This window comes from Halorhabdus rudnickae, from assembly GCF_900880625.1.
In the GTDB taxonomy this organism is placed as follows: domain Archaea; phylum Halobacteriota; class Halobacteria; order Halobacteriales; family Haloarculaceae; genus Halorhabdus; species Halorhabdus rudnickae.
The window spans coordinates 228,876-248,556 of the sequence record NZ_CAAHFB010000001.1 but is presented as its reverse complement, the minus strand read 5'-3'; the positions used below and the strand labels follow the sequence as shown (position 1 = coordinate 248,556).

At 63.1% G+C, this 19,681-nt stretch carries 18 protein-coding genes and 1 tRNA gene; 17 read left to right on the top strand and 2 right to left on the bottom strand.

Features of this window, described 5'->3' with window-relative positions:
• The first annotated feature begins 30 nt into the window (after positions 1–30).
• From BN2694_RS01280 to rqcH, 5 genes are all read left to right on the top strand, one after another.
• Positions 31–1,173, top strand: a complete 1,143-nt coding sequence (locus BN2694_RS01280; protein WP_135661856.1) for a thiamine ABC transporter substrate-binding protein — start codon at positions 31–33, stop codon at positions 1,171–1,173.
• Positions 1,137–2,969, top strand: coding sequence for an ABC transporter permease (locus BN2694_RS01275; protein ID WP_394346571.1), 1,833 nt, complete (start codon positions 1,137–1,139; stop codon positions 2,967–2,969). The genes BN2694_RS01280 and BN2694_RS01275 overlap by 37 nt, the downstream gene beginning before the upstream one ends.
• Positions 2,962–4,035, top strand: coding sequence for an ABC transporter ATP-binding protein (locus BN2694_RS01270; RefSeq protein WP_244605324.1), 1,074 nt, complete (start codon positions 2,962–2,964; stop codon positions 4,033–4,035). Before BN2694_RS01275 ends, BN2694_RS01270 begins: the two co-directional genes overlap by 8 nt.
• An 84-nt stretch (positions 4,036–4,119) precedes the next feature.
• Positions 4,120–5,133 carry an AIR synthase family protein gene (locus BN2694_RS01265; protein WP_135661854.1) on the top strand — a complete coding sequence of 338 codons (1,014 nt, stop codon included), beginning with the start codon at positions 4,120–4,122 and terminating at the stop codon, positions 5,131–5,133.
• 231 nt (positions 5,134–5,364) lie between these two features.
• Positions 5,365–7,470: a ribosome rescue protein RqcH gene (gene rqcH / locus BN2694_RS01260; RefSeq protein WP_135661852.1), complete on the top strand. Its 2,106-nt coding sequence runs from the start codon at positions 5,365–5,367 to the stop codon at positions 7,468–7,470.
• Positions 7,471–8,002: 532 nt separating this feature from the next.
• On the opposite strand, the gene BN2694_RS01255 is transcribed toward rqcH, so the two are convergent.
• Positions 8,003–8,087: transfer RNA gene (locus tag BN2694_RS01255), tRNA-Leu, on the bottom strand.
• A gap of 381 nt (positions 8,088–8,468) precedes the next feature.
• Between BN2694_RS01255 and BN2694_RS01250 the strand changes: the two genes are divergently transcribed.
• Positions 8,469–8,720, top strand: coding sequence for a hypothetical protein (locus BN2694_RS01250; RefSeq protein WP_135661850.1), 252 nt, complete (start codon positions 8,469–8,471; stop codon positions 8,718–8,720).
• A 151-nt stretch (positions 8,721–8,871) separates the two neighbouring features.
• Positions 8,872–10,008 (top strand): aldo/keto reductase, encoded by a 1,137-nt coding sequence (locus BN2694_RS01245; protein WP_135661848.1) that lies wholly within the window; start codon positions 8,872–8,874, stop codon positions 10,006–10,008.
• A gap of 51 nt (positions 10,009–10,059) precedes the next feature.
• On the opposite strand, the gene uppS is transcribed toward BN2694_RS01245, so the two are convergent.
• Entirely contained in the window at positions 10,060–10,989 is a 930-nt protein-coding gene (uppS, locus tag BN2694_RS01240) for a polyprenyl diphosphate synthase (RefSeq protein WP_135661847.1), read from the bottom strand.
• A gap of 100 nt (positions 10,990–11,089) precedes the next feature.
• On the opposite strand from uppS, the gene BN2694_RS01235 reads away from it, so the two are divergent.
• The 10 genes from BN2694_RS01235 (at position 11,090) to BN2694_RS01190 (ending at position 19,680) form a co-directional block, all read left to right on the top strand.
• Entirely contained in the window at positions 11,090–11,284 is a 195-nt protein-coding gene (locus BN2694_RS01235) for a cold-shock protein (RefSeq protein WP_135661844.1), read from the top strand.
• A 2-nt stretch (positions 11,285–11,286) separates the two neighbouring features.
• Positions 11,287–11,481, top strand: a complete 195-nt coding sequence (locus BN2694_RS01230; RefSeq protein WP_135661842.1) for a cold-shock protein — start codon at positions 11,287–11,289, stop codon at positions 11,479–11,481.
• A gap of 182 nt (positions 11,482–11,663) precedes the next feature.
• Positions 11,664–12,062 (top strand): DUF5778 family protein, encoded by a 399-nt coding sequence (locus BN2694_RS01225; protein WP_135661840.1) that lies wholly within the window; start codon positions 11,664–11,666, stop codon positions 12,060–12,062.
• A 95-nt stretch (positions 12,063–12,157) separates the two neighbouring features.
• On the top strand, positions 12,158–12,811 hold the full coding sequence (locus BN2694_RS01220; protein ID WP_135661838.1) for a precorrin-2 dehydrogenase/sirohydrochlorin ferrochelatase family protein: 654 nt from the start codon (positions 12,158–12,160) through the stop codon (positions 12,809–12,811).
• Entirely contained in the window at positions 12,808–14,124 is a 1,317-nt protein-coding gene (hemA, locus tag BN2694_RS01215) for a glutamyl-tRNA reductase (RefSeq protein WP_210408893.1), read from the top strand. Before BN2694_RS01220 ends, hemA begins: the two co-directional genes overlap by 4 nt.
• A gap of 131 nt (positions 14,125–14,255) precedes the next feature.
• On the top strand, positions 14,256–14,534 hold the full coding sequence (locus tag BN2694_RS01210; protein ID WP_135661835.1) for a 4a-hydroxytetrahydrobiopterin dehydratase: 279 nt from the start codon (positions 14,256–14,258) through the stop codon (positions 14,532–14,534).
• 71 nt (positions 14,535–14,605) lie between these two features.
• Positions 14,606–15,226, top strand: a complete 621-nt coding sequence (locus BN2694_RS01205; protein WP_135661832.1) for a hypothetical protein — start codon at positions 14,606–14,608, stop codon at positions 15,224–15,226.
• Positions 15,223–15,897, top strand: a complete 675-nt coding sequence (locus tag BN2694_RS01200; protein ID WP_210408892.1) for a hypothetical protein — start codon at positions 15,223–15,225, stop codon at positions 15,895–15,897. Before BN2694_RS01205 ends, BN2694_RS01200 begins: the two co-directional genes overlap by 4 nt.
• A 31-nt stretch (positions 15,898–15,928) precedes the next feature.
• Complete coding sequence (locus BN2694_RS01195) at positions 15,929–16,870, top strand: metal-dependent hydrolase (RefSeq protein WP_135661830.1); 942 nt, start codon at positions 15,929–15,931, stop codon at positions 16,868–16,870.
• A 59-nt stretch (positions 16,871–16,929) separates the two neighbouring features.
• Positions 16,930–19,680 (top strand): ATP-dependent helicase, encoded by a 2,751-nt coding sequence (locus BN2694_RS01190; protein WP_135661828.1) that lies wholly within the window; start codon positions 16,930–16,932, stop codon positions 19,678–19,680.
• Position 19,681 lies beyond the last annotated feature (1 nt).

Here is a 19,681-nt window from a genome sequence, read left to right as displayed (position 1 = left end):
GACATCACCACCGAGTCAAACCACCTGGTGGTGAAACGACGCACGTTCCTTCGAGCGGCCGGAGTCGGTGCCGTCGGTGCGACGGCGCTGGCCGGCTGTACGGATGCAGAACAGACCGACGCGGGGTCGTCACCGGAATCCGATACCGAGACGGAGACGGCGACCGAAACGGACACCACAACCCAAACGGGGACGACCACCGGATCCACGCCCACCGAGCAGACACTCCGGATAGCGACGTACTCGTCGTTCACCGGGGAGGACACCGCCGGGAACTGGCTGAAATCGGCCTTCGAGTCGGCTCACGACGGCGTGACAGTCGAGTTCGTCACCCCGGAGAGCGGGCTCAACCAGTACATCCTCCGGCGCCAGCAGGGAGCCCCGCTTGACGTAGACGCTTACGTCGGGTTGAACACGAGCGAACTCGTCAGGGCCGATCAGGAACTCGAGGGGTCGCTGTTCGCCGCGCCCGACCTCAAGCGCGCTGGATCCATCAAACCGGAACTCCAGGCCGATCCGCGCGGCAGGGCGGTCCCTTACGATACCGGGTACATCTCGTTGGTCTACGACCAGGACGAGGTCGAAAATCCAGCGACCTTCGACGCGCTGACGACCGACCCGTACCGTGGTGACCTCATCGTCCAGAACGCCCAGCAGTCCGATCCCGGCCGGGCCTTCCTCCTGTGGACGGTCGCACAAAAAGGGTCGGACGGCTACCTCGAGTACTGGCGAAACCTGCTCGACAACGACGTAACGGTCCTTTCAGACTGGGAGCCGGCCTACCAGGCCTACCAGAACGAGGAGGCCCCGATGGTCGTCTCCTATTCGACCGATCAGGTCTACTACCACGGCGAGGGCGTCGACATGTCCCGCCACCAGGTCGGCTTCCTGAACGACCAGGGATACGCCAACCCGGAGATGATGGGGCTGTTCGCCGACGCCGACGCGCCGGAACTGGGCCGGCAGTTCATGGACTTCGTGCTCTCGCCGGATGCGCAGGCCGAGATCGCCGTCCGGAACGTCCAGTTCCCGGCCGTCGAAGGCGTCGATCCTGGTGCCGAGTTCTCGAAGTACGCCTACGAACCCGACGAACCCGTCACGTTCACGTACGACGAACTGGCAGGGAACGTCGAGGGATGGATCGAGGACTGGGCTCGGGAAGTCAGCGCGTGAGCATGGACCGGCTGTCGTCGGATCGGCTCGTCTTGCCGGTCGGACTGCTGGCCACGCTGGTGGTACTGGTGACCGTCTTCTACTATCCCGTCGGTCGTGTGCTCCTGGCTGCGATCGATCCCGGCGGGACCCCACTGGCACCGATCAAGGACATCCTCGCCGATCCGTTCTACGTCGGCGTCGCCCACCACGTCTTCGTCGACCCGGTAGGCGTCCCCGCGGGCTTGTTCTCGTGGCTCGCCGCAGGCGCGCCTCTTGGCGTTGTCGAGTTCGGACTGTTCGGCTTCACGGCCTATCAGGCCGCGCTGTCGGCCCTCGCAAGCGTCGCCTTGGGCCTGCCCGGCGCGTACGTCCTCGCCCGCTACGACTTCCCGGGGCGGCGAACGCTCACGTCGCTGACGATCGTCCCGTTCGTCCTGCCGTCTATCCTCGTCGCGGTCGGCTTTCAGGCGATGTTCGGGCGGACTGGACTATTGAACGACGCTCTCGCAGTCGTCGCTCTCGGACCGGTTGAAGTACTCTATACCCTGCCGGCGATCGTGGTCGCCCACGCCTTTTACAACGCACCGCTGGTCACCCGCTTCGTGACGGGTGCCTGGGAGGGGATCGACGCTCGCGAGATCGAGTCGGCCCGGGCGATGGGCGCGACGCCGATCCGTGCGTTTCGGGATGTCGTCGTTCCCCAGTTACTCCCGTCGTTGCTCTCGGCAACGCTGCTTGCGTTCGTGTTCTCGTTCATGTCGTTCCCGATCGTGCTGGCACTGGGCGGCCTCGAGTTGCAGACCGTCGAGGTGTGGCTCTACGCGAAGGTCCAATCGCTGGAACTCGAGACGGCCGCCAGCCTCGCCGTCCTCGAATCGGGACTCTCGCTGGGTATCATGTACCTCTATCTTCGGTACGAAGCCGGACAGATCGCGTCCCGCTCGGGCAGTCACTCCCGGGCGCGCCGGACGCTGCTCGCCGGGTGGCGGACGCTGACTGATCCGGGTCGACTGGCGGTGCTGGCCTACGGCTGTATCGCGGCGATCGTCTTCCTCGGGCCGGTCCTCAGCCTGCTGATCGAGAGCGTCACGGGACCCGAGGGCGCGTTCACGACGGCGTACTACGAGTTCCTGCTCGCCCGCCAGGCCTCGAGTGCTATCGGGACGATCGCGCCCCTCACGGCGATCCGCAACTCGCTGCTGTTCGCCCTGGGAACGCTCGCGATCGCCGTCCCGATGGGCGTGATCGTCTCGCTGGTCGCGACCCGCGGGGGACGGGGAAGTCGCCTCGCAGAAACGCTGCTGTCCGCGCCGATCGCCGTCAGTGGCATCGTCGTCGGCCTGGGACTGTTGCAAACGCTCGTCTTCGGGGTCGAGGTGTTGGGCTACCGGCTGACCGTGACCGGCTGGATCGCAGTCGTTGCCGCCCACGCCGTCGCGGCCTACCCGTTCGTGACGCGCAACGTGACTCCCGCTCTGGCCGGTATCGACGACCGTGTCGTCGACGCCGCGCGGTCGCTGGGAGCGACGCGATTCCGAGCATTGCTAACGGTGACGCTGCCGCTGATCGTCGCCCCACTGGTGGCCGGCGCAGCCTTTGCCTTTGCGATCAGCATCGGCGAGTTCGACTCGACCGTCCTGCTCGCCGAGGGTGGGGCGAGCCACACGATGCCGGTCGCCCTGGAACGATACGTCGGCAACCGCTCGATCGGGCCGAGTCTCGGCCCCGCCACCGCGATGGGGACCGTCCTGCTCGCGGTGACAGCCGCCAGTTTCGTGGTCATCGATCGCGTCGGGGGACGATACGATGGGTAAGTCGAGCATCGGGGGCGATGCAATGGGTGAGTCGAGTGAGCCAGGCGTGACACTCGAAGACGTCTCTGTGACCTTCGGCGACGTCCCCGCATTGTCGGACGTGACGCTGTCGGTCGCAGATGGGGAGTTCTTCACGCTCGTCGGCCCCTCCGGGTGTGGCAAGACGACGACCCTCCGGACCGTCGCCGGGTTCGAGACGCCCGCGAGTGGGTCGGTCCGGATCGGGGGCCGGGACGTCGCCGGCCTGGCGCCCGAACAGCGCGACGTGGGGATCGTCTTCCAGAACTACGCCCTGTTCCCGCACATGACTGTTCGCGAGAACGTGGCCTACGGCCTCCGGTACCGGTCGCCGCCGGGCGACGCCGATCCCGACGAGCGCGTCGCCGAGTTATTGGAACTCGTCGACATGGCCGGTCTGGAAGATCGCCAGCCCGAATCGCTGTCCGGCGGGCAACAACAACGCGTTGCGCTCGCCCGAGCGCTCGCACCTGGTCCGGAGGTGCTCTTGCTCGACGAACCGCTCTCGGCACTGGACGCGCGACTGCGCGAACAGTTACGCATCGAAGTGCGGGAGATCCAGCGCGAACTGGGGATCACGACGATCTACGTCACTCACGACCAGGCGGAGGCGCTGGCGATCAGCGACCGGATCGCCGTGGTCAACGACGGCCGGATCGAACAGATCGGGACGCCGGAGGACGTCTATCGCGACCCCGCGACGCGTTTCGTCGCGTCGTTCGTCGGCGAGAACAACGTTTTCGACGCCCGAGTCGAAAGCGACGGCCGGAGTCTGACGATCGGCGACGCGACGATCCCCTTTCAGCAATCGCCCCCTGACCGTCGCGAGGTGACCATCTGTGTCCGTCCCGAGGACATCCATCTCGGGACTGGGGAGGTAACACTCCCAGCCACCGTCGAACACGTCGAGTTCCTCGGGGACGCCTATCGCGTCCACTGCGCGTCCAACGGGCGTTCGATGCTGGCAAGGACGCAGAACGCACCGAACGATACGGACGTCACGCTTGGCTTCGACGCCGCGGACGTGACCGTCGTCGAGACCGACTGACGTTCCGAACGCCGTCAGCAGGATGGTCCTACGACAGTCCCTCGAAACCGCCGGTGATTTGACGGCGACCGGACTACCGGGAGCATGCCCGATCGCGGAAAGATAGACGACGCGACCTTCGAAGAGATCATCGCGCCACAACTGGGTGCCGACCGCGATGACGTGACGCTCGGCCCACAGCACGGCGTCGACTTCGGCGTCCTCTCGGTCGACGAACACGCGATCGTGACGGCGACCGATCCGATCTCGATCCTCCCTGCACTTGGTTTCGAGCGTGCCGGGCGCATGGCGCTGGACATCGTCTTGACGGACGTCGCCGTCTCCGGAATCGAGCCGACGCACGTCACCGTCAGTCTCTCGCTGCCCACGGAGATGAGCGACGAGGAACTCGCCCGGACCTGGCACGGCATGGCCAGCCACGCCGAATCACTCGGTGTGAGCGTCGTCGCCGGACACACGGCGCGCTACGAGGGAATCGACTACTCGTGGGTCGGCGGCGGGACCGCCCTGGGCGTCGGCGACCCTGCCGACTTGGTCCGGCCGGACGGGGCACAGCCGGGTGATGCTATCGTCCTCACGACCGGCCCCGGTACGGAGACCGCAGGACTGTTCGCGACGCTGTTCCCGGCGGCCCTCGACCTGTCAGCCGCAACCGTCGCGACGGCACAGGAGCAGGTCGGCGACATCCTCGGCGTGGCTGATGCTACCCGAGCCAGCGAAGCTGGGGATCTGCACGCGATGCACGACGCGACCGAGGGCGGCGTCGTCGGTGGGCTCGCAGAGATGGCGACGGGGGCCGGCGTCCGGTTCGTCGTCAAGCGCGACCCCGCTCCGATCCAGCCGGGTGTCCAAGCCGTCTGTGAGGCCGTCAGTATCGATCCCTGGACCGTCTCCAGCGCGGGGAGTCTCCTGTTGACGGCACCCCCTGAAGAGGCGAGGGCAGTCGTCAAGGCGATGGAGGCAAGCGGGACATCGGCCGCAATCATCGGGACGGTCGAGGCGACAGACAGCGAGGGGGGCGTCCACCTCGACGGCGAGCGAATCGAGCCGCCGGCGGGCGATCCCGCCTGGGACGCCATGGCACGTCTCTCCGAGTGATTACGGTCACCGAACCGTCGGGTACGGCTGAAACTGATAGTCGACTTCGGCGATCTGACCGTCGACGTGCCCGAAGAGGCCCCTAGACGACACGTGCGAGCTACAGACCGGGATCTTCGTCGACGGACAAGAAAACGGAACGGATACGACCTGTGGCGAGGTGTCACCTCTCGGCGCAGCCGGCTAATACGCGAGCGACACGCTTACCACGCGGCCCCAACCAGTCCAGACATGGAGCGCAAGCGGGAACTGACGAGCGTGGACTGTGCCGCACTCGCCGGGGAACTGGACGAGTACGTCGGCGCCTACCACGAGAAATCCTATCTCTACGACGACGATTTGCTTCGTCTCAAGCTGAGCGGCCCGAACTTCGGTCGGCTCGAACTGCTGATCGAGGTCGACGATCCCAAGCGCGTACACACTGTCGCCCCCGAACGGGTCCCCGACGCCCCGGAGCGCCCCCCGAACTTCGCGATGATGCTGCGCAACCGACTGGACGGTGCCCAACTCGCGAGCGTCGAGCAGTTCGAGTTCGATCGCATCCTCCAGTTGCGCTTCGAACGGAGCGACGATCACACGACGATCGTCGCCGAGCTGTTCGGGGACGGTAACCTCGCCGTCCTCGACGAGACTGACACCGTGATCGACTCACTGGAGACAGTTCGCCTCCAGTCCAGAACAGTCACGCCTGGGTCGCGCTACGAGTTTCCCTCGGCACGGTTCAACCCGTTGACTGTCGACTACGAAGGGTTCGTCGAACGAATGGCCCAGTCGGACGCCGACGTGGTGCGGACGCTGGCCACGCAACTCAACTTCGGCGGCCTCTACGGCGAGGAACTCTGCTCGCGGGCCGGTGTGCCCTACAATCAGGCCATCGAGGAGACCGCCGACGCGGAATTCGAGGCCCTGTACGAGGCGGTCAGCGATCTCTCGACACGGCTCCGGGAGGGCGACCTCGATCCACGACTCTACTACGAGACCGAGGACCGCGAGACGGTCATCGACGTGACGCCAGTGCCGCTAGTCGAGTACGAGGATCACCCGAGCGAGCCCTTCGATACCTTCAATGCAGCACTCGAGGAGTACTTCCACAGCCTCGAACAGGACCCGGACGAGGCGGAAACCGGGTCCAATCGACCGGACTTCGCGGCCGAAATCGAGAAACAGAAACGGATCATCACCCAGCAAGAACAGGCCATCGAAGACTTCGAGGCCGACGCCGAGGCCGAACGCGAGAAGGCCGAACTCCTGTACGCGAACTACGACCTCGTCGACGAGGTCCTCTCGACGATCGGAGACGCACGGGCAGCAGACACCCCGTGGGAGGAGATCGAATCGACGCTGGAAGCCGGCAAAGAGCAGGGGATCCCGGCCGCCGACGCTGTTCGGAACGTCGATGGCAGCGAGGGGACGGTCACGATCGAACTCGAAGATCACCGGATCGAACTCGAAGCCGACACGGGCGTCGAGAAGAACGCAGACCGTCTCTATCAGGAGGCAAAGCGAATCGAGGAGAAGAAGGCCGGCGCGGAGGAGGCGATCGAGAACACCCGCGAGCAACTCGAAGCCGTCAAGCAGCGCCGCGAGGAGTGGGAAGCCGACGACGGTGAGGGGGAAGGCCCAGAGGAGGACGACCAAGATGACGTCAACTGGCTCGAACGGGAGTCGATCCCCGTCCGATCGGGCGAAAAGTGGTACGATCGGTTCCGGTGGTTCCACACGAGCGACGGCTTTCTCGTCATCGGCGGCCGGAACGCCGACCAGAACGAAGAGCTCGTCAAGAAGTACCTCGATCGCGGTGACCTGTTTTTCCACACGCAGGCCCACGGCGCACCCGCCACGATCCTGAAGGCAACCGGGCCGAGCGAGGCCGCACCGGACGACCTGACGATTCCCGAAACGAGCCGTGAGGAGGCCGCCCAGTTTGCGATCTCCTACTCGACGGTCTGGAAGGACGGGAAGTACGCCGGGGACGTCTACTGCGTCGAACACGACCAGGTGACCAAGACGCCCGAGAGCGGCGAGTACTTAGAGAAGGGCAGCTTCGCTATCCGGGGCGATCGAACCTACTACGACGACACGCCAGTCGGCGTCGCCGTCGGAATCACCTGCGAACCCGAGACGCAGGTGATCGGCGGACCACCGAGCGCCATCGTCGACCGGGCGGAGACGGCGATCGAAGTCGAACCCGGCCGTTTCGCACAGAACGACATCGGAAAGAAGCTCTATCGCGAGTTCAAGTCCCGCTTCGCCGACGACACTCTCGTCCGGAAAGTCGCCAGTCCCGACCTGATCCAGGAGTTCCTGCCGCCCGGCGGTAGCCGTATGGTGGAGTGACGCGATTGGGGCTATCGAGACAGCCCAACCCGAGCAAGAAGACCCGACGTATCCATTTTACTCTCTGCGGAGGTGTTCGGAGACGACTGCCACCGACACAGGTATCTCGTCGACGACCGCCTCGACGTATGACTATACGCCCCAGTAGGTGGGCCGGAAACCTAACGCTACGGGACGGATTCCACTCCGAGAAACCTTTGCTCACTCCGTTCGCTGTGCGCACTGCGTCTTCCAGGGTTCAAATCCGCTGACGATTTCAGTCGCTCGCGAGTTTGCGAGCGACAGAAATGCGTGGGACCGGATTCGAACCACGCGAAGACGTGCTCGCTCCGCTGTGCGCGTCTTCTCTACTTTGAATCCTCATCACGATTTTGTCACTCACGGATTTGCTCGTGACAACAATGCGTGGGACCGGATTCGAACCGGAACCAGACGTACCGGGTCGCTCGCTAACGCTCGCTTTCCGGGTTGCGACTGGTAGGGTTCAAATCTGTTTCCGAGTTTGTCACTCGCGGTTTTGCTCGTGACAAAATGCGTGGGACCGGATTCGAACCGGCGGACCCCTACGGGACAGCGCCCTCAACGCTGCGCCGTTGGCCTGGCTTGGCTACCCACGCGCTTCCTGCGATTAACCCGCATCTCATTGTTCCGTAGGGGGATTAAAATGACTGTCGATTCGACGCGTAACCACGAAGGTCCAACCGACTCATCGCTTGCACTTCTTCGACAGGTGTTCACCAAAACCGCTTCCCGGCTGCATAATAAATACAATCTATATTAGATAAGAATAATGTATATAACTGTCTTTTAGACATGATTGATTTAGTATAGGTACATGATAATTAGACAAACACTGGTAACAATTCACAGTAAATATTTAGTCATCGTCGGATTTGTCTCCGGTATAATCTATACCACGGTCACTGGTGACACGGCAGCAAATACTGTTGAAATATAGGTATTTATATGTCTGGAAGTGTTTAGCCTTACTTAGAAATATGAGTTGCAACACGTCATCTTCGAACCCCTCGAGGACGTCGTTCACGACACACGAGGTTTCGACGGAGGAAACCCCGGACGGGGCGGTCAAGACCCGCACTAAGCGGTACACGTTCTACTGGCAGATTGGGGCAGACGGGCCGGCGCTACTCCGCGTCTCGGACTTCGACGGCGCGGACGTTACCAAAGATGTAGATCCGCCCGACGAGATGTACGATCGTGTCCGTCGGAGCGTCGGCCAGGACATCTAACCCCGTTTCTGCGTTCCCGTCGTCGGTCTCGGAGACGACTACGTCAACCAGCCTATTGACCGGCAAGGGGTCACGTCATCGCGTTACAGATATTGTGAAGAAGAATATAACCAAACAATAATTACCGGTACTTGCGTCAGTATCCGGTGACATGGAACACCGAGAGTTCGGGGCGTCGATCGACTGGGAGCCTTCGGCCCTGGGGTTCGGCGCAATGCGTTTACCGACTGACGACGGCGAGGTCGATCGCGAGCGGGCTATCGAAATGATCCGGACGGCGATCGACGGGGGCGTCAGCTACATCGACACGGCGTGGCCATATCACGACGGCGAAAGCGAGCGTGTCGTCGGCGAGGCGCTGGAGGACGGCTACCGCGAACAGGTTACACTGGCGACGAAGATGCCGTCCTGGGAACTCGAGACGCGAGACGACCTGGACGAGTACTTCGAGAAACAGCTCGACCGACTCGGAACGGAGCACGTCGATTGCTATCTCCTCCACGCCCTCGATCACGAGTACTGGGAGACCTACCAGCGACTGGACGTCTTCGAGTGGCTCGAACGCAAACAGGCCACAGGGAAGATCGACCACATCGGGTTCTCCTTTCACGACGATCTCGACCTCTTCGAGGAGATCGTCGACGCCTACGACTGGGACTTCTGCCAGATCCAGTACAACTACCTCGACGAGGAGTTCCAGGCCGGTCGGGACGGACTCGTGTACGCAGCCCAGCGGGGACTGGGCGTCATAGTCATGGAGCCGCTCCGCGGTGGCACGCTCGCGAGTGATCTCCCCAATCCCGTACAAGACGCCTTCGAGGATGCCGACGCGGATCGGTCTCCCGTCGAGTGGGCTCTGCAGTGGCTGTGGGACCAGCCGGAAGTATCGACGGTACTTTCGGGAATGTCCACGCGAGATCAGGTCCGGGAGAACGTCGAGATCGCGGCGGAATCAGGTGTCGGACAGTTCTCGGTCGACGACCACGCGACCATCGAACGCGCCCGTGACCGGTTCGAGGCGTTGATGGCCGTCGACTGCACCGGCTGTGATTACTGCACGCCGTGTCCGACTGGCGTCGAGATCCCACGCAACTTCGATCTGTACAATCGCATCGAGATGGGGGACGAACCCGATGCAGTCCTCGAAGAGTACGATTCCATGGACGAGACGGCGAGAGCTGACGCTTGCGTCGCTTGCGGGGAGTGTGAAACGGCCTGTCCACAGAACCTGGAGATCATTTCGCTGCTCGAGGAGACCCACGGTCGCCTCCAGTCGGCACGCGCCTGAACGGAACGTCTCCCGAGTCCTGGCACGTTCTCTCTCACCGACTACGGTCCGTCAATCACCACCAAGTCCGTGATCAGACTCGACTGGAACGTCGATGTCTTCGAGTTCGCTATCGGTGAGTGATCCCCGGAAGCGTCCCAGGATCCGTCTGGCCTCCTCGAGTTCTTGTCCGCTGGCGGCACGGATCAGCGCCAGTGCCCGCCGTGCGCGCTTGCGTCGCCACGAGTTCTCACGGTGTTCGTACGTGCGGATTGCCCGCAAAAAGTCGATTTTCCGGAACTCTGGCCAGTAGGGCGCACAGAAATACGCCGCGGCCTCGTTGCCGTTGGCGTGCCAGGGCAAGAAGTTCGAGGTGCGCTCGGCACCGCCAGTCCGGATGATCAAGTCTACTTCCCGGGTCGGCCCCTCGTAAAGCCGATTCTCGATCGCTTCGACGTCAATGGCGTTGGGATCGAGCATACCACTATCGACGTCTTCGGCGATGTCCCTCGCGGCTCCGAGCAGTTCCGCCCGCCCACCGTATGCCAATGCGACATTGAGATAGAACCGGTCGTACCCCTCGGTCCGGCGGTCGGCGTAGGCGATCGCGTCCCGGACCCGTCGAGGGAGTCGATCGGTCTCACCGATTGCGCGGATTCGGACCTCCGACTCATGGACGCGATCCGCGTCGGCAAAGTCATAGAGCTTGTCTTCGATGAGGTCGAACAGTGCCGCACGCTGGTCAGCCGGTCGCTCGAAGTTCTCCGTCGAGAAGGCATACAGCGTCAGTTCCTCGATCCCCAGTTCGTCACACCACTCGAGTAAGGACTCCGTTGTCTGGGCACCCGCGCGGTGTCCGTCAGAGGCGTCAGCTCCTTGCTTGCGGGCATATCGTCGATTCCCGTCTTGGATGACGGCGACGTGCGTCGGCGTGCCGCTCAGCTCCCGCTCTAAGAGTCGCTCGTACACGCGAGTCGCGTGTCGACGAAACCACGAACGCATCAATCAGATGGATACTCCGGGCGCGCATGAGTCTTCTGTTCGAGCGAACGGTAGTCGACCCACAGGATTTTAATGTGTAGACCTCTACTGGCGAACTGCAATGGCGACCGGTACGGTTGATTTCTTCAACGACACTGGCGGTTACGGTTTCATCGAGACTGAGGACGCGGACGAAGACGTGTTCTTCCACATGGAAGACGTCGGTGGTCCTGACCTCGAGGAAGGCCAAGAGGTTGAGTTCGAGATCGAGCAGGCCGAGAAAGGCCCGCGTGCGACGAACCTCACGAGGCTGTAACCATGGCGACAGGCACCGTGGACTTCTTCAACGACACGGGCGGCTACGGCTTCATCGAGACCGACGACGCCGACGACGACGTGTTCTTCCACATGGAAGACATCGGCGGCCCTGACCTCGAGGAGGGGCAGGAAGTCGAATTCGAGATCGAGGAAGCCGAGAAAGGCCCGCGTGCGACGAACCTCACGCGACTGTAAACGCAGTCGGGGCGGTTCCCACGAGTAAACACGGTTGACGGCGGGTTCCGCCCGCCTTCTTCCGCTCTCGACACCCACCAGCGGTAGCTCTGTCGCTGGCGGTTGGCGACCGAGATGTCCCGACAGGCGGAACCCGGCGTCGGATCGTGAGTCGTATTACTCACGGGGCGGACAAGACAAGTATGAACGGTACTGACGGCGATCTCGTCGAACGGACGAGACAACTTCTCGAACCCGGTGAGATCGAACTTCGGGGCCTGATCGTCGAGACTGACCTGACAGGCGACCAGGAGGCCCAACTCAACCGGGTGACCCTCCAGGTCGGCGACACCATCGCCGAACACGCAGAGACGGACGCCGATACGTACGTCTACTCGGGCACCGACGACCCGGAGTTCGGCCTCAACCAACACCAGGGACTGACGATCGAAGGCGACGAGTTCGTCTGGGAGTGCCAGCAGCTCCTGCGGGAGGGAACCTTCGACGTCGTCTTCTACTACGAGGACAGTGCCGAAACGGACGCGATCCTCTCGGATCTCCGCGAGGCTGGCCACGAAGTCATCGACATCGAAGCACCCTGAGACGTTCGCCACGAGTCTTATGATGGTCGGACTCAGACAGTAAGCCAAAGCGTTCGGGACGTACGGACTCCCCCGCACAATCATCTAGGTGACGAATGATCCCATTGTTTCACGATTTTACGGGCGAACGAGTGCTGGTCTTCGGCGGCGGCAGCGTCGGTGCCAGGAAAGCCCGACGGTTCGCCAGCGAAGCCGAGGTGACCGTTCTCAGTCCGGCATTCGCCGACACCGACTTCGGCGATGCGCAATTGGTACGAGCCGAACCCGATGCGGAGGCCGTGACAGCGTGGCTCGATCGCCTCGAACCAGTACTCGTCGTCGCCGCCACAGACGACGAACCACTCAACGCTACGATCGAGTCGGCCGCACGCGATCGGGATATTCTGGTCAACCGGACCGACGAGAGCGGGCCTCGTAGGAGAGGGAGTGTCGTCGTCCCGGCGACGATCCGGCGCGATCCCGTCACCGTGGCCATCGCAACGGGGGGGACGAGTCCAGCGCTGAGCCGCGTCCTCCGTGAACATCTCGAGGACGATCCGTACGTCGACCAGGCAGGGGCGATGGCCGACCTGTCGGGTGAGTTGCGGACGGAATTGCACGATCGGGACGTCGATCCAGCGACCCGGCGTGAAGTGCTCCGCGACATCGTCAAGACGGAGGGGGTTTGGAAGGCTTTAGATACCAGCGGGTCCAACCCACGGAAGAGAGCAGTAAGCGTGATCTCTGACGCGATCGGTGATACAGCGTGACGCGAGAGCCAGCCGTCGTTTCCGGCATCAGCGTCGCCCATCAACACGCGGATGTCGAGGACATTGATTCGGCGTCGGCCGACAACCAACGTTCGGCTGTCGAGAGACTTCTCGAAACCCCGGAAGTAGCCGAGGCCTTCGTGATCCAGACGTGCAACCGGGCCGAGCGATACGTCGTTACCGAGGACCCAAACGTAGGGTCGAAAGCACTCGAAACGCCGATATCAGACGTTCCAAAGTCAGCAATTGTCGAGATGGGACACGAAGAGAGTCTGCGCCATCTCCTGAGCGTCGCCGCCGGACTGGAATCACTCGTGCCGGGCGAGGATCAGATACTCGGACAAGTACGAGACGCCTACGAGGACGCCCGGCACGTCGACGGGCTCGGGCCAGTCCTCGAGGAAGCCGTCACGAAGGCGATCCACGTCGGCGAGCGCGCCCGTACGGAGACGGCCATCAACGAGGGAGTCGTCTCGCTGGGGAGCGCAGCCGTCGAACTCGCCGACCGAGAGTGTGACCTGAACGGGGCGACGGCACTGATCGTCGGCGCCGGAGAGATCGCCACGCTGGCGGCCAAAGCCCTCGACGCACGGGCTGGCATCGAGGACATGATGGTGGCCAACCGGACGGTGCCCCACGCCGAACACGTCACCTCGACTGTCGACGTTTCGGGGACTGCGATCGGACTGGACGCGCTTCAGTCAGCACTCGAAGGTGTCGATCTCGTTGTCACGGCGACCGCCAGCCCAGAGCCGATCCTCGAGACCGACGCCTTCGCGGGGGCCGGCCAGACAGTCATCGTCGACATTGGACAGCCGCGGGACGTCACCCCAGAAGCGGATGACTTCGACGGGATCGACGTCTTCGACCTCGACGACCTCGAGGCCGTGACCGCCGAGACGCGAGCCAGCCGCGAGGTGGCCGCAGAGAAGGTCGAGACTATCATCGAAACCGAGTACGAACATCTGCTCACCAGATATAAGCGTACCCGAGCCGACGATGTCATCTCGAGTATGTACGAGGGTGCCGAACGGGTGAAATCACGGGAGCTACAGGACGCTTTCGGCAAACTGGACCTCGACGCCGAACAACGCGAGGTTGTCGAGGCGATGGCCGACTCGCTGGTCAACCAGTTGCTCGCCGCGCCGACCGAGTCCCTTCGGGACGCCGCCGAAGAGGACGACTGGACAACGATCGACACCGCCCTGCGGCTGTTCGACCCCAACTTCGGCGGTGAGGACGCACCGCCGTCGATATCAACGACCGAGGGAAAAATCCACGAGCGGCTCTCGGCCATCGCCGACGACGACTGATCTGCGAGCGGGTCCGTCGCTAACTGAGATCCACCGGTGCCCAACCGGGCTGGAATCCCGGGAGCAGAGACGATCCGGGCGCTTTCGCCCCCGTCAGAACGTTCTTTTGGCCGAATGACGTGCGTCTACGTATGACAGACCTGCTTGCCGACGAAGAGATCGAAGCACAGCTCCCGACCGACTGGGAGCGCGACGGCGACGAGATCGTTCGGACGTTCGAGTTCGACGCCTACCTTGACGGTGTCGGCTTTGCGGCAGCCGCTGGCGGTCTCGCCCAGGAAGCGTTTCACCACCCGGAGATGACGATCGGCTGGCGGGAGGTCGATGTCCGACTGACGACTCACGACGCCGGCGGGATCACCGCCGCCGACATCGAACTCGCCGAGCGGCTGAACGATCTCCGGGAGTGAGTCCTCACGCCCGTCGCCACGACCACCGAACAGAGAGGTAGTTTTTCCCTACCGGCGTTCGATCACCGGACATGGAATCGCCTGCCTCTGATCTGGCGTCACTATTACGACGGTCACGGATCAACGCTGCACTTGGATGGGGCCTGGTCGGGATCATCGCACTGACGGCTCTGGGGAACGTTCTACTCGGGAACCTGCTGTGGGCAGTCTTCGCCGCAGTCGTCGGCGGGTTGGCGATCCTGCCGCCTGCCGTTCGGCGTGACCCACTCGTGATGATCCCCTGGGAAGTGTTCGTCCTCGCCGCGTTGCCACTGCTTGGCTATACCTTTGGGGTGAACGTCGCCTTCCGGGAAGTCGCCACGTACCTCTCGGTGGCCGCACTCGCGTTGATCGTCGCCGTGGAGCTACAACTGTTCACGGAGGTCGATATGAACTACCAGTTCGCGCTGCTGTTCGTCGTCGTGTCGACGCTCGCTTTCGCCGGGTTGTGGGCTGTCTCACGGTGGTTGTCTGACCTGTACCTCGGAACCACGCTCCTGCTCGATCCCACACGCAGTGAGGGCGTCATCGAGGAATCCCTCATGTGGGAGTTCGTCGCTTCGGCTGTCGCCGGCCTCCTCGCCGGTCTCGTCTTCGAACTGTACGTCCGACGATACGTCGGCGTCCGGCAACCGGAGGGTGAGAACGCGTGAGCATCCTCCGACGGCTCCGCCTCGAAGAACGACGACAACGGCAGCTCACCTGGGCGATGGAGATCGTTCTGATCGGCCTGCTGTTCATCGGCCTCGAACGACGCTCGGTGGGCATCTCGGTCAACGCCGCGATCGGGCTGGCCGTCCTGCAGATCCCGCCGCTGCTCGAACGAGACTACAGCGTTTCGATGGATCCCCGGCTGACGCTCTGGATCACGACCGCCGTCTTCCTTCACTCACTGGGAACTGTCGGTATTCCGGGCGGGGAAGGTTTCTACCGGTCCATTCCCGGATACGACCACGTCACTCACGCGCTATCGGCGTCGATCGTCGCCGGGGTCGGGTACGCCACGACACGGGCGCTCGACGAACACTGGCCGGATGTCCACCTACCCGACCGGTTCGTCTTCGTGTTCATCCTCATGTTCGTGCTGGCCTTCGGTGTCGTCTGGGAGATCATCGAATTCACGACGAGCGCTGCCGCCACCGTCATCGGCGGCTCGCCGGTGTTGACCCAGTACGGCCTGGAGGACACGATGAAGGATCTGATATTCAATACGATCGGGGCGGCTATCGTGGCGGCGTGGGGCACGGTCTATCTCAACGATTTCGTCACGCAGATCCTCGATGCAGCGGGTATCGACGTCGATTCCGGATCGCCCCGGGAGTGACGTTCATATACCCCGGCCGCCAAGTCCCGCCGTGTTCGTCGGTCACGCCTTCCTCGCGTTCGGTCTCGCGACGATACTCGCACGACGCTTCGGATCCGAGGCCGGACCGTCTATCATCTCGGGGAGGATTCCACTCCGGTATGCCGTCGCCGTCGGCCTCGCAGCGGCGCTGTTCGCCTCGTTACCGGACATCGACGTCGTTCACGCCGCGTTCCAGGTCGTCTCGCTCCCGGACGGGTCGACGGCGTTCGATCACTTCTGGGCCGCCACAAGTGACCGCCACCGGACGACGACACACTCGCTGCTCGTCGCAGTCGTCGCCAGTCTCGGGTTCGCCCTGTGGGCAGTCCGTCGCTGGATGGGCTGGCTAGCCCTGTCCGGAATCGTCCTCTTCGCCGCGGTAGCGGACGGTCCAGTCGGTGGCACCGTGATGGTGCTGTTCGCCACCTTCGGGGTCGTCGTCGCTACGGTCGCCGACGAAGTGGGACTCTCCCCGCGAGAAATTTTCGGGGCTTCTCTGCTCGGTCTGGTCGTCCATCCGTTCACCGACCTGTTGACGGGTGAGCCGCCGGCCTTTTTCGCCCCACTTGACATCGTGCCGATCGCGAACCGTGTCGAACCGTTCGTGGACCCGACATCGAACCTCCTGCTGGCGTTCGGAACGGAACTGGCGGTCATCTGGTTCGGGCTGGTGGTCGCCGTTGCGGCACTCGGCATCGATCCACGGCGCCACGTCCACGTCGGTGCCGTTCTCGGCGTCGTCTATGCACCGATGGCGTTCGTCCTGAACGGAGCCAGCGTCGATAATGCCGTCCCCTTCGTCGCGACTATCCTCCCAGTCGGACTCACAGGCGTGATCAGCCGCGATCGACCCTGGACCATCACCGGTGGACTGACGTTCGTGCTGACAGGATTGGCGGCGATCACCCTGGCACTGTTCGCGTTCGCTGTCGCATACGTGGCGCTGGCCTGATCCGACCACGATCGACCCGAGTGCACAAGGCGATCCGGTTCGTTAGATCGACTGATCCGATGAGAGGACGGGAACGGCTCGCAGACGCGGGCGTCGATCTCGGGTTCGATCCCGAGGCCGTGCCGATCGACGACGGTGACGTCCTGGAGCTGTTCGAGCCGGTCGTCGGGGAGTGGTGGATCGAAGCGTTTGGCCCGTACATCCCCGACAATGGCGGCTTTTTCACCCCACCACAGAAGGAGGCAATCCCGTACATCCATGAGGGCGAGAACGCGCTGATCGCCGCACCGACGGGTTCGGGCAAGACCCAGGCCAGCTTCGCCGCGATCATCAACGAACTGTTCGACCGGGATCGCGAAGACGGGCTGGAGAACTCCGTCTACTGTCTGTATATCTCGCCACTGAAGAGTCTCGCCAACGACATCCACCGCAACCTCGAAGTCCCCCTCTCGCAGATCACGGCTAAACTCGACAATCGCGGTGAGGACGTCGAACTCCGTCACGCGATCCGCCACGGCGATACCGACGACAGCGAGCGACAGGCGATGCTCGACGAGACGCCGCATATTCTCAATACGACGCCCGAGACGCTCGCTATTTTGTTGAACTCCCCGAAATTCAAGCAAAAACTCGAGACCGTCGAGTACGTCATCGTCGACGAGATCCACAGCCTCGCTGCCAACAAGCGGGGAACCCATCTCTCGGTCTCCCTGGAGCGCCTGGAAGCGATGGCCGAGAACTCCCCGACGCGGATCGGGTGTTCGGCGACGGTCGAACCCCTGGAGACGATGGCGGAGTTCCTCGTCGGACGCGAGCAGCCGGGCGGCGAACGCCGGGAGTACGAGATCGTCGACGCGCGTTTCGCCCGGGAGTTCGACATCGAGCTCACGACGCCGACGGACGACCTCATCCACACGCCACAATCGACGATCAACGACCGTTTCTACGACAAGTTGCACGGCCTCATTCAGGACCACACGAACACGCTCGTGTTCACGAACACCCGATCTGGGGCCGAACGCGTCCTCCACAACCTCCGGGAGCGCTTCGACGCCTACGACCAGGCCAACTCGGGCTGTCATCACGGCAGCCTCTCGAAGGACAAACGCGAGGCCATCGAGTCCGACCTGAAATCGGGCGACGTCGACGTGGTGACGACCTCGACCAGCCTCGAACTCGGGATCGATATGCCCCACATCGATCTGGTGGTCCAGGTAGGATCTCCCAAATCCGTAGCGGCCCTGCTCCAGCGGGTTGGACGGGCCGGCCACCAGCTCGGCGAGACGGTCGCCGGCCGGGTGATCGCGCTCGATCGCGACGAACTGCTCGAGTGTGCAGTGATGCTCAAGAAGGCCGAGGAAGGGTTCGTCGACCGAGTGTTTGTCCCCGAAAGCGCACAAGATGTCGCCGCCCAGCAGGTTTACGGCATGGCAATCAACGAGGTCCGCCCGGAGTCCGAAATCACGGGTATCCTCCGGCGAGCGTATCCCTACCGGAACTACACTGACGACGACTGGGAGCAACTGGTCCGCTATCTCACTGCCGACTACCCCGGAATGGAAGACAAAAACGTCTACGCGAAGATCTGGCGGGATACGAACGATCCACCAGACGGCGAGCACCACTACGAGGAATATCCGGTCGGCGAGTCGCTGATCGGCAAGCGCGGCCGACTCGCCCGGGTCATCTACATGACTAACATCGGGACGATACCCGACTCGTTCACCTGTGACGTACTCACCAGGGGAGGTAGCGAGTGGGTCGGCCAACTCGACGAATCCTATCTCGATACGCTGGAATCGGGCGACGTGTTCGTGCTGGGCGGGGATCGCTTCGAGTACCGCTATCGCCGCGGATCGAAGGTTTACGTCGATCACACGAGCGCGCGCCCGACCGTTCCCTCGTGGTACTCCGAACGCCTCCCGCTGAGTTACGATCTGGGCCGGGAAATCCTAACCTTCCAGCGGGAGTTGCTGGCGAAACTCGACAATGGCGGCCAGTCGGCGGCTCGACTCTGGCTGCGGGAGTTTCCGCTCGACGAGCACAGCGTCCGCGCTATCGTCACGATGTTCGACCAGCAGGTCCGATACGGCGGGGAAGAGAGTGTCAGCACAGGCGATCGGCTCGTCATCGAGGAGGAACGCGACCGCGAGGAGTACGAGCGACGCTACTACGTTCACTCTAACTACGGTCGGCGGTTCAACGACGGGCTCTCGCGGCTGCTGGCCTACCGCGTCGCCCAGGAGGCTACCGCAAACGTCCAGGTCGCCGTCGCCGATCACGGCTTCACCCTCTCGATGCCGCTCAACCGGAAGGTCGACGTGGTGGGCGTGCTCGAATCGATCGATCCCGCGGCCGTGCGGGCGGATCTTCGGGTCAGCCTCGACGGCACTGACCTTCTCCAGCGGTACTTCCGAATCAACGCGACGCGCTCGCTGATGATTCTCAAACGCTACAAGGGCTACGAGAAGTCCGCCAGCGAACAGCAGGTCAACAGCGAGATGCTACTCGGATTTGCCCAGGACCTCAAGGAGTTCGCCGTCATCGAAGAGACCTATCGAGAGATCACCGAGGACAAGCTCAACGTCGACGCAATCGAGGACGTGCTCGGTGACGTACAGCGCGGCGAGATCGAGATCGCCCACCACCGCGTCGACTCGCCGACGCCGCGTGCGTTCGGCCTGGCGACGCTGATGGCCAGCGACGTGGTGCTGGCCGAAGACGAGTCGGCCGTGCTCAAGGAGTTCCACGAACGGGTTCAGGAGGCGATCGAGGGGGACGGCGCCGAGGAAGCGTTCGCAGCGGAGTAAC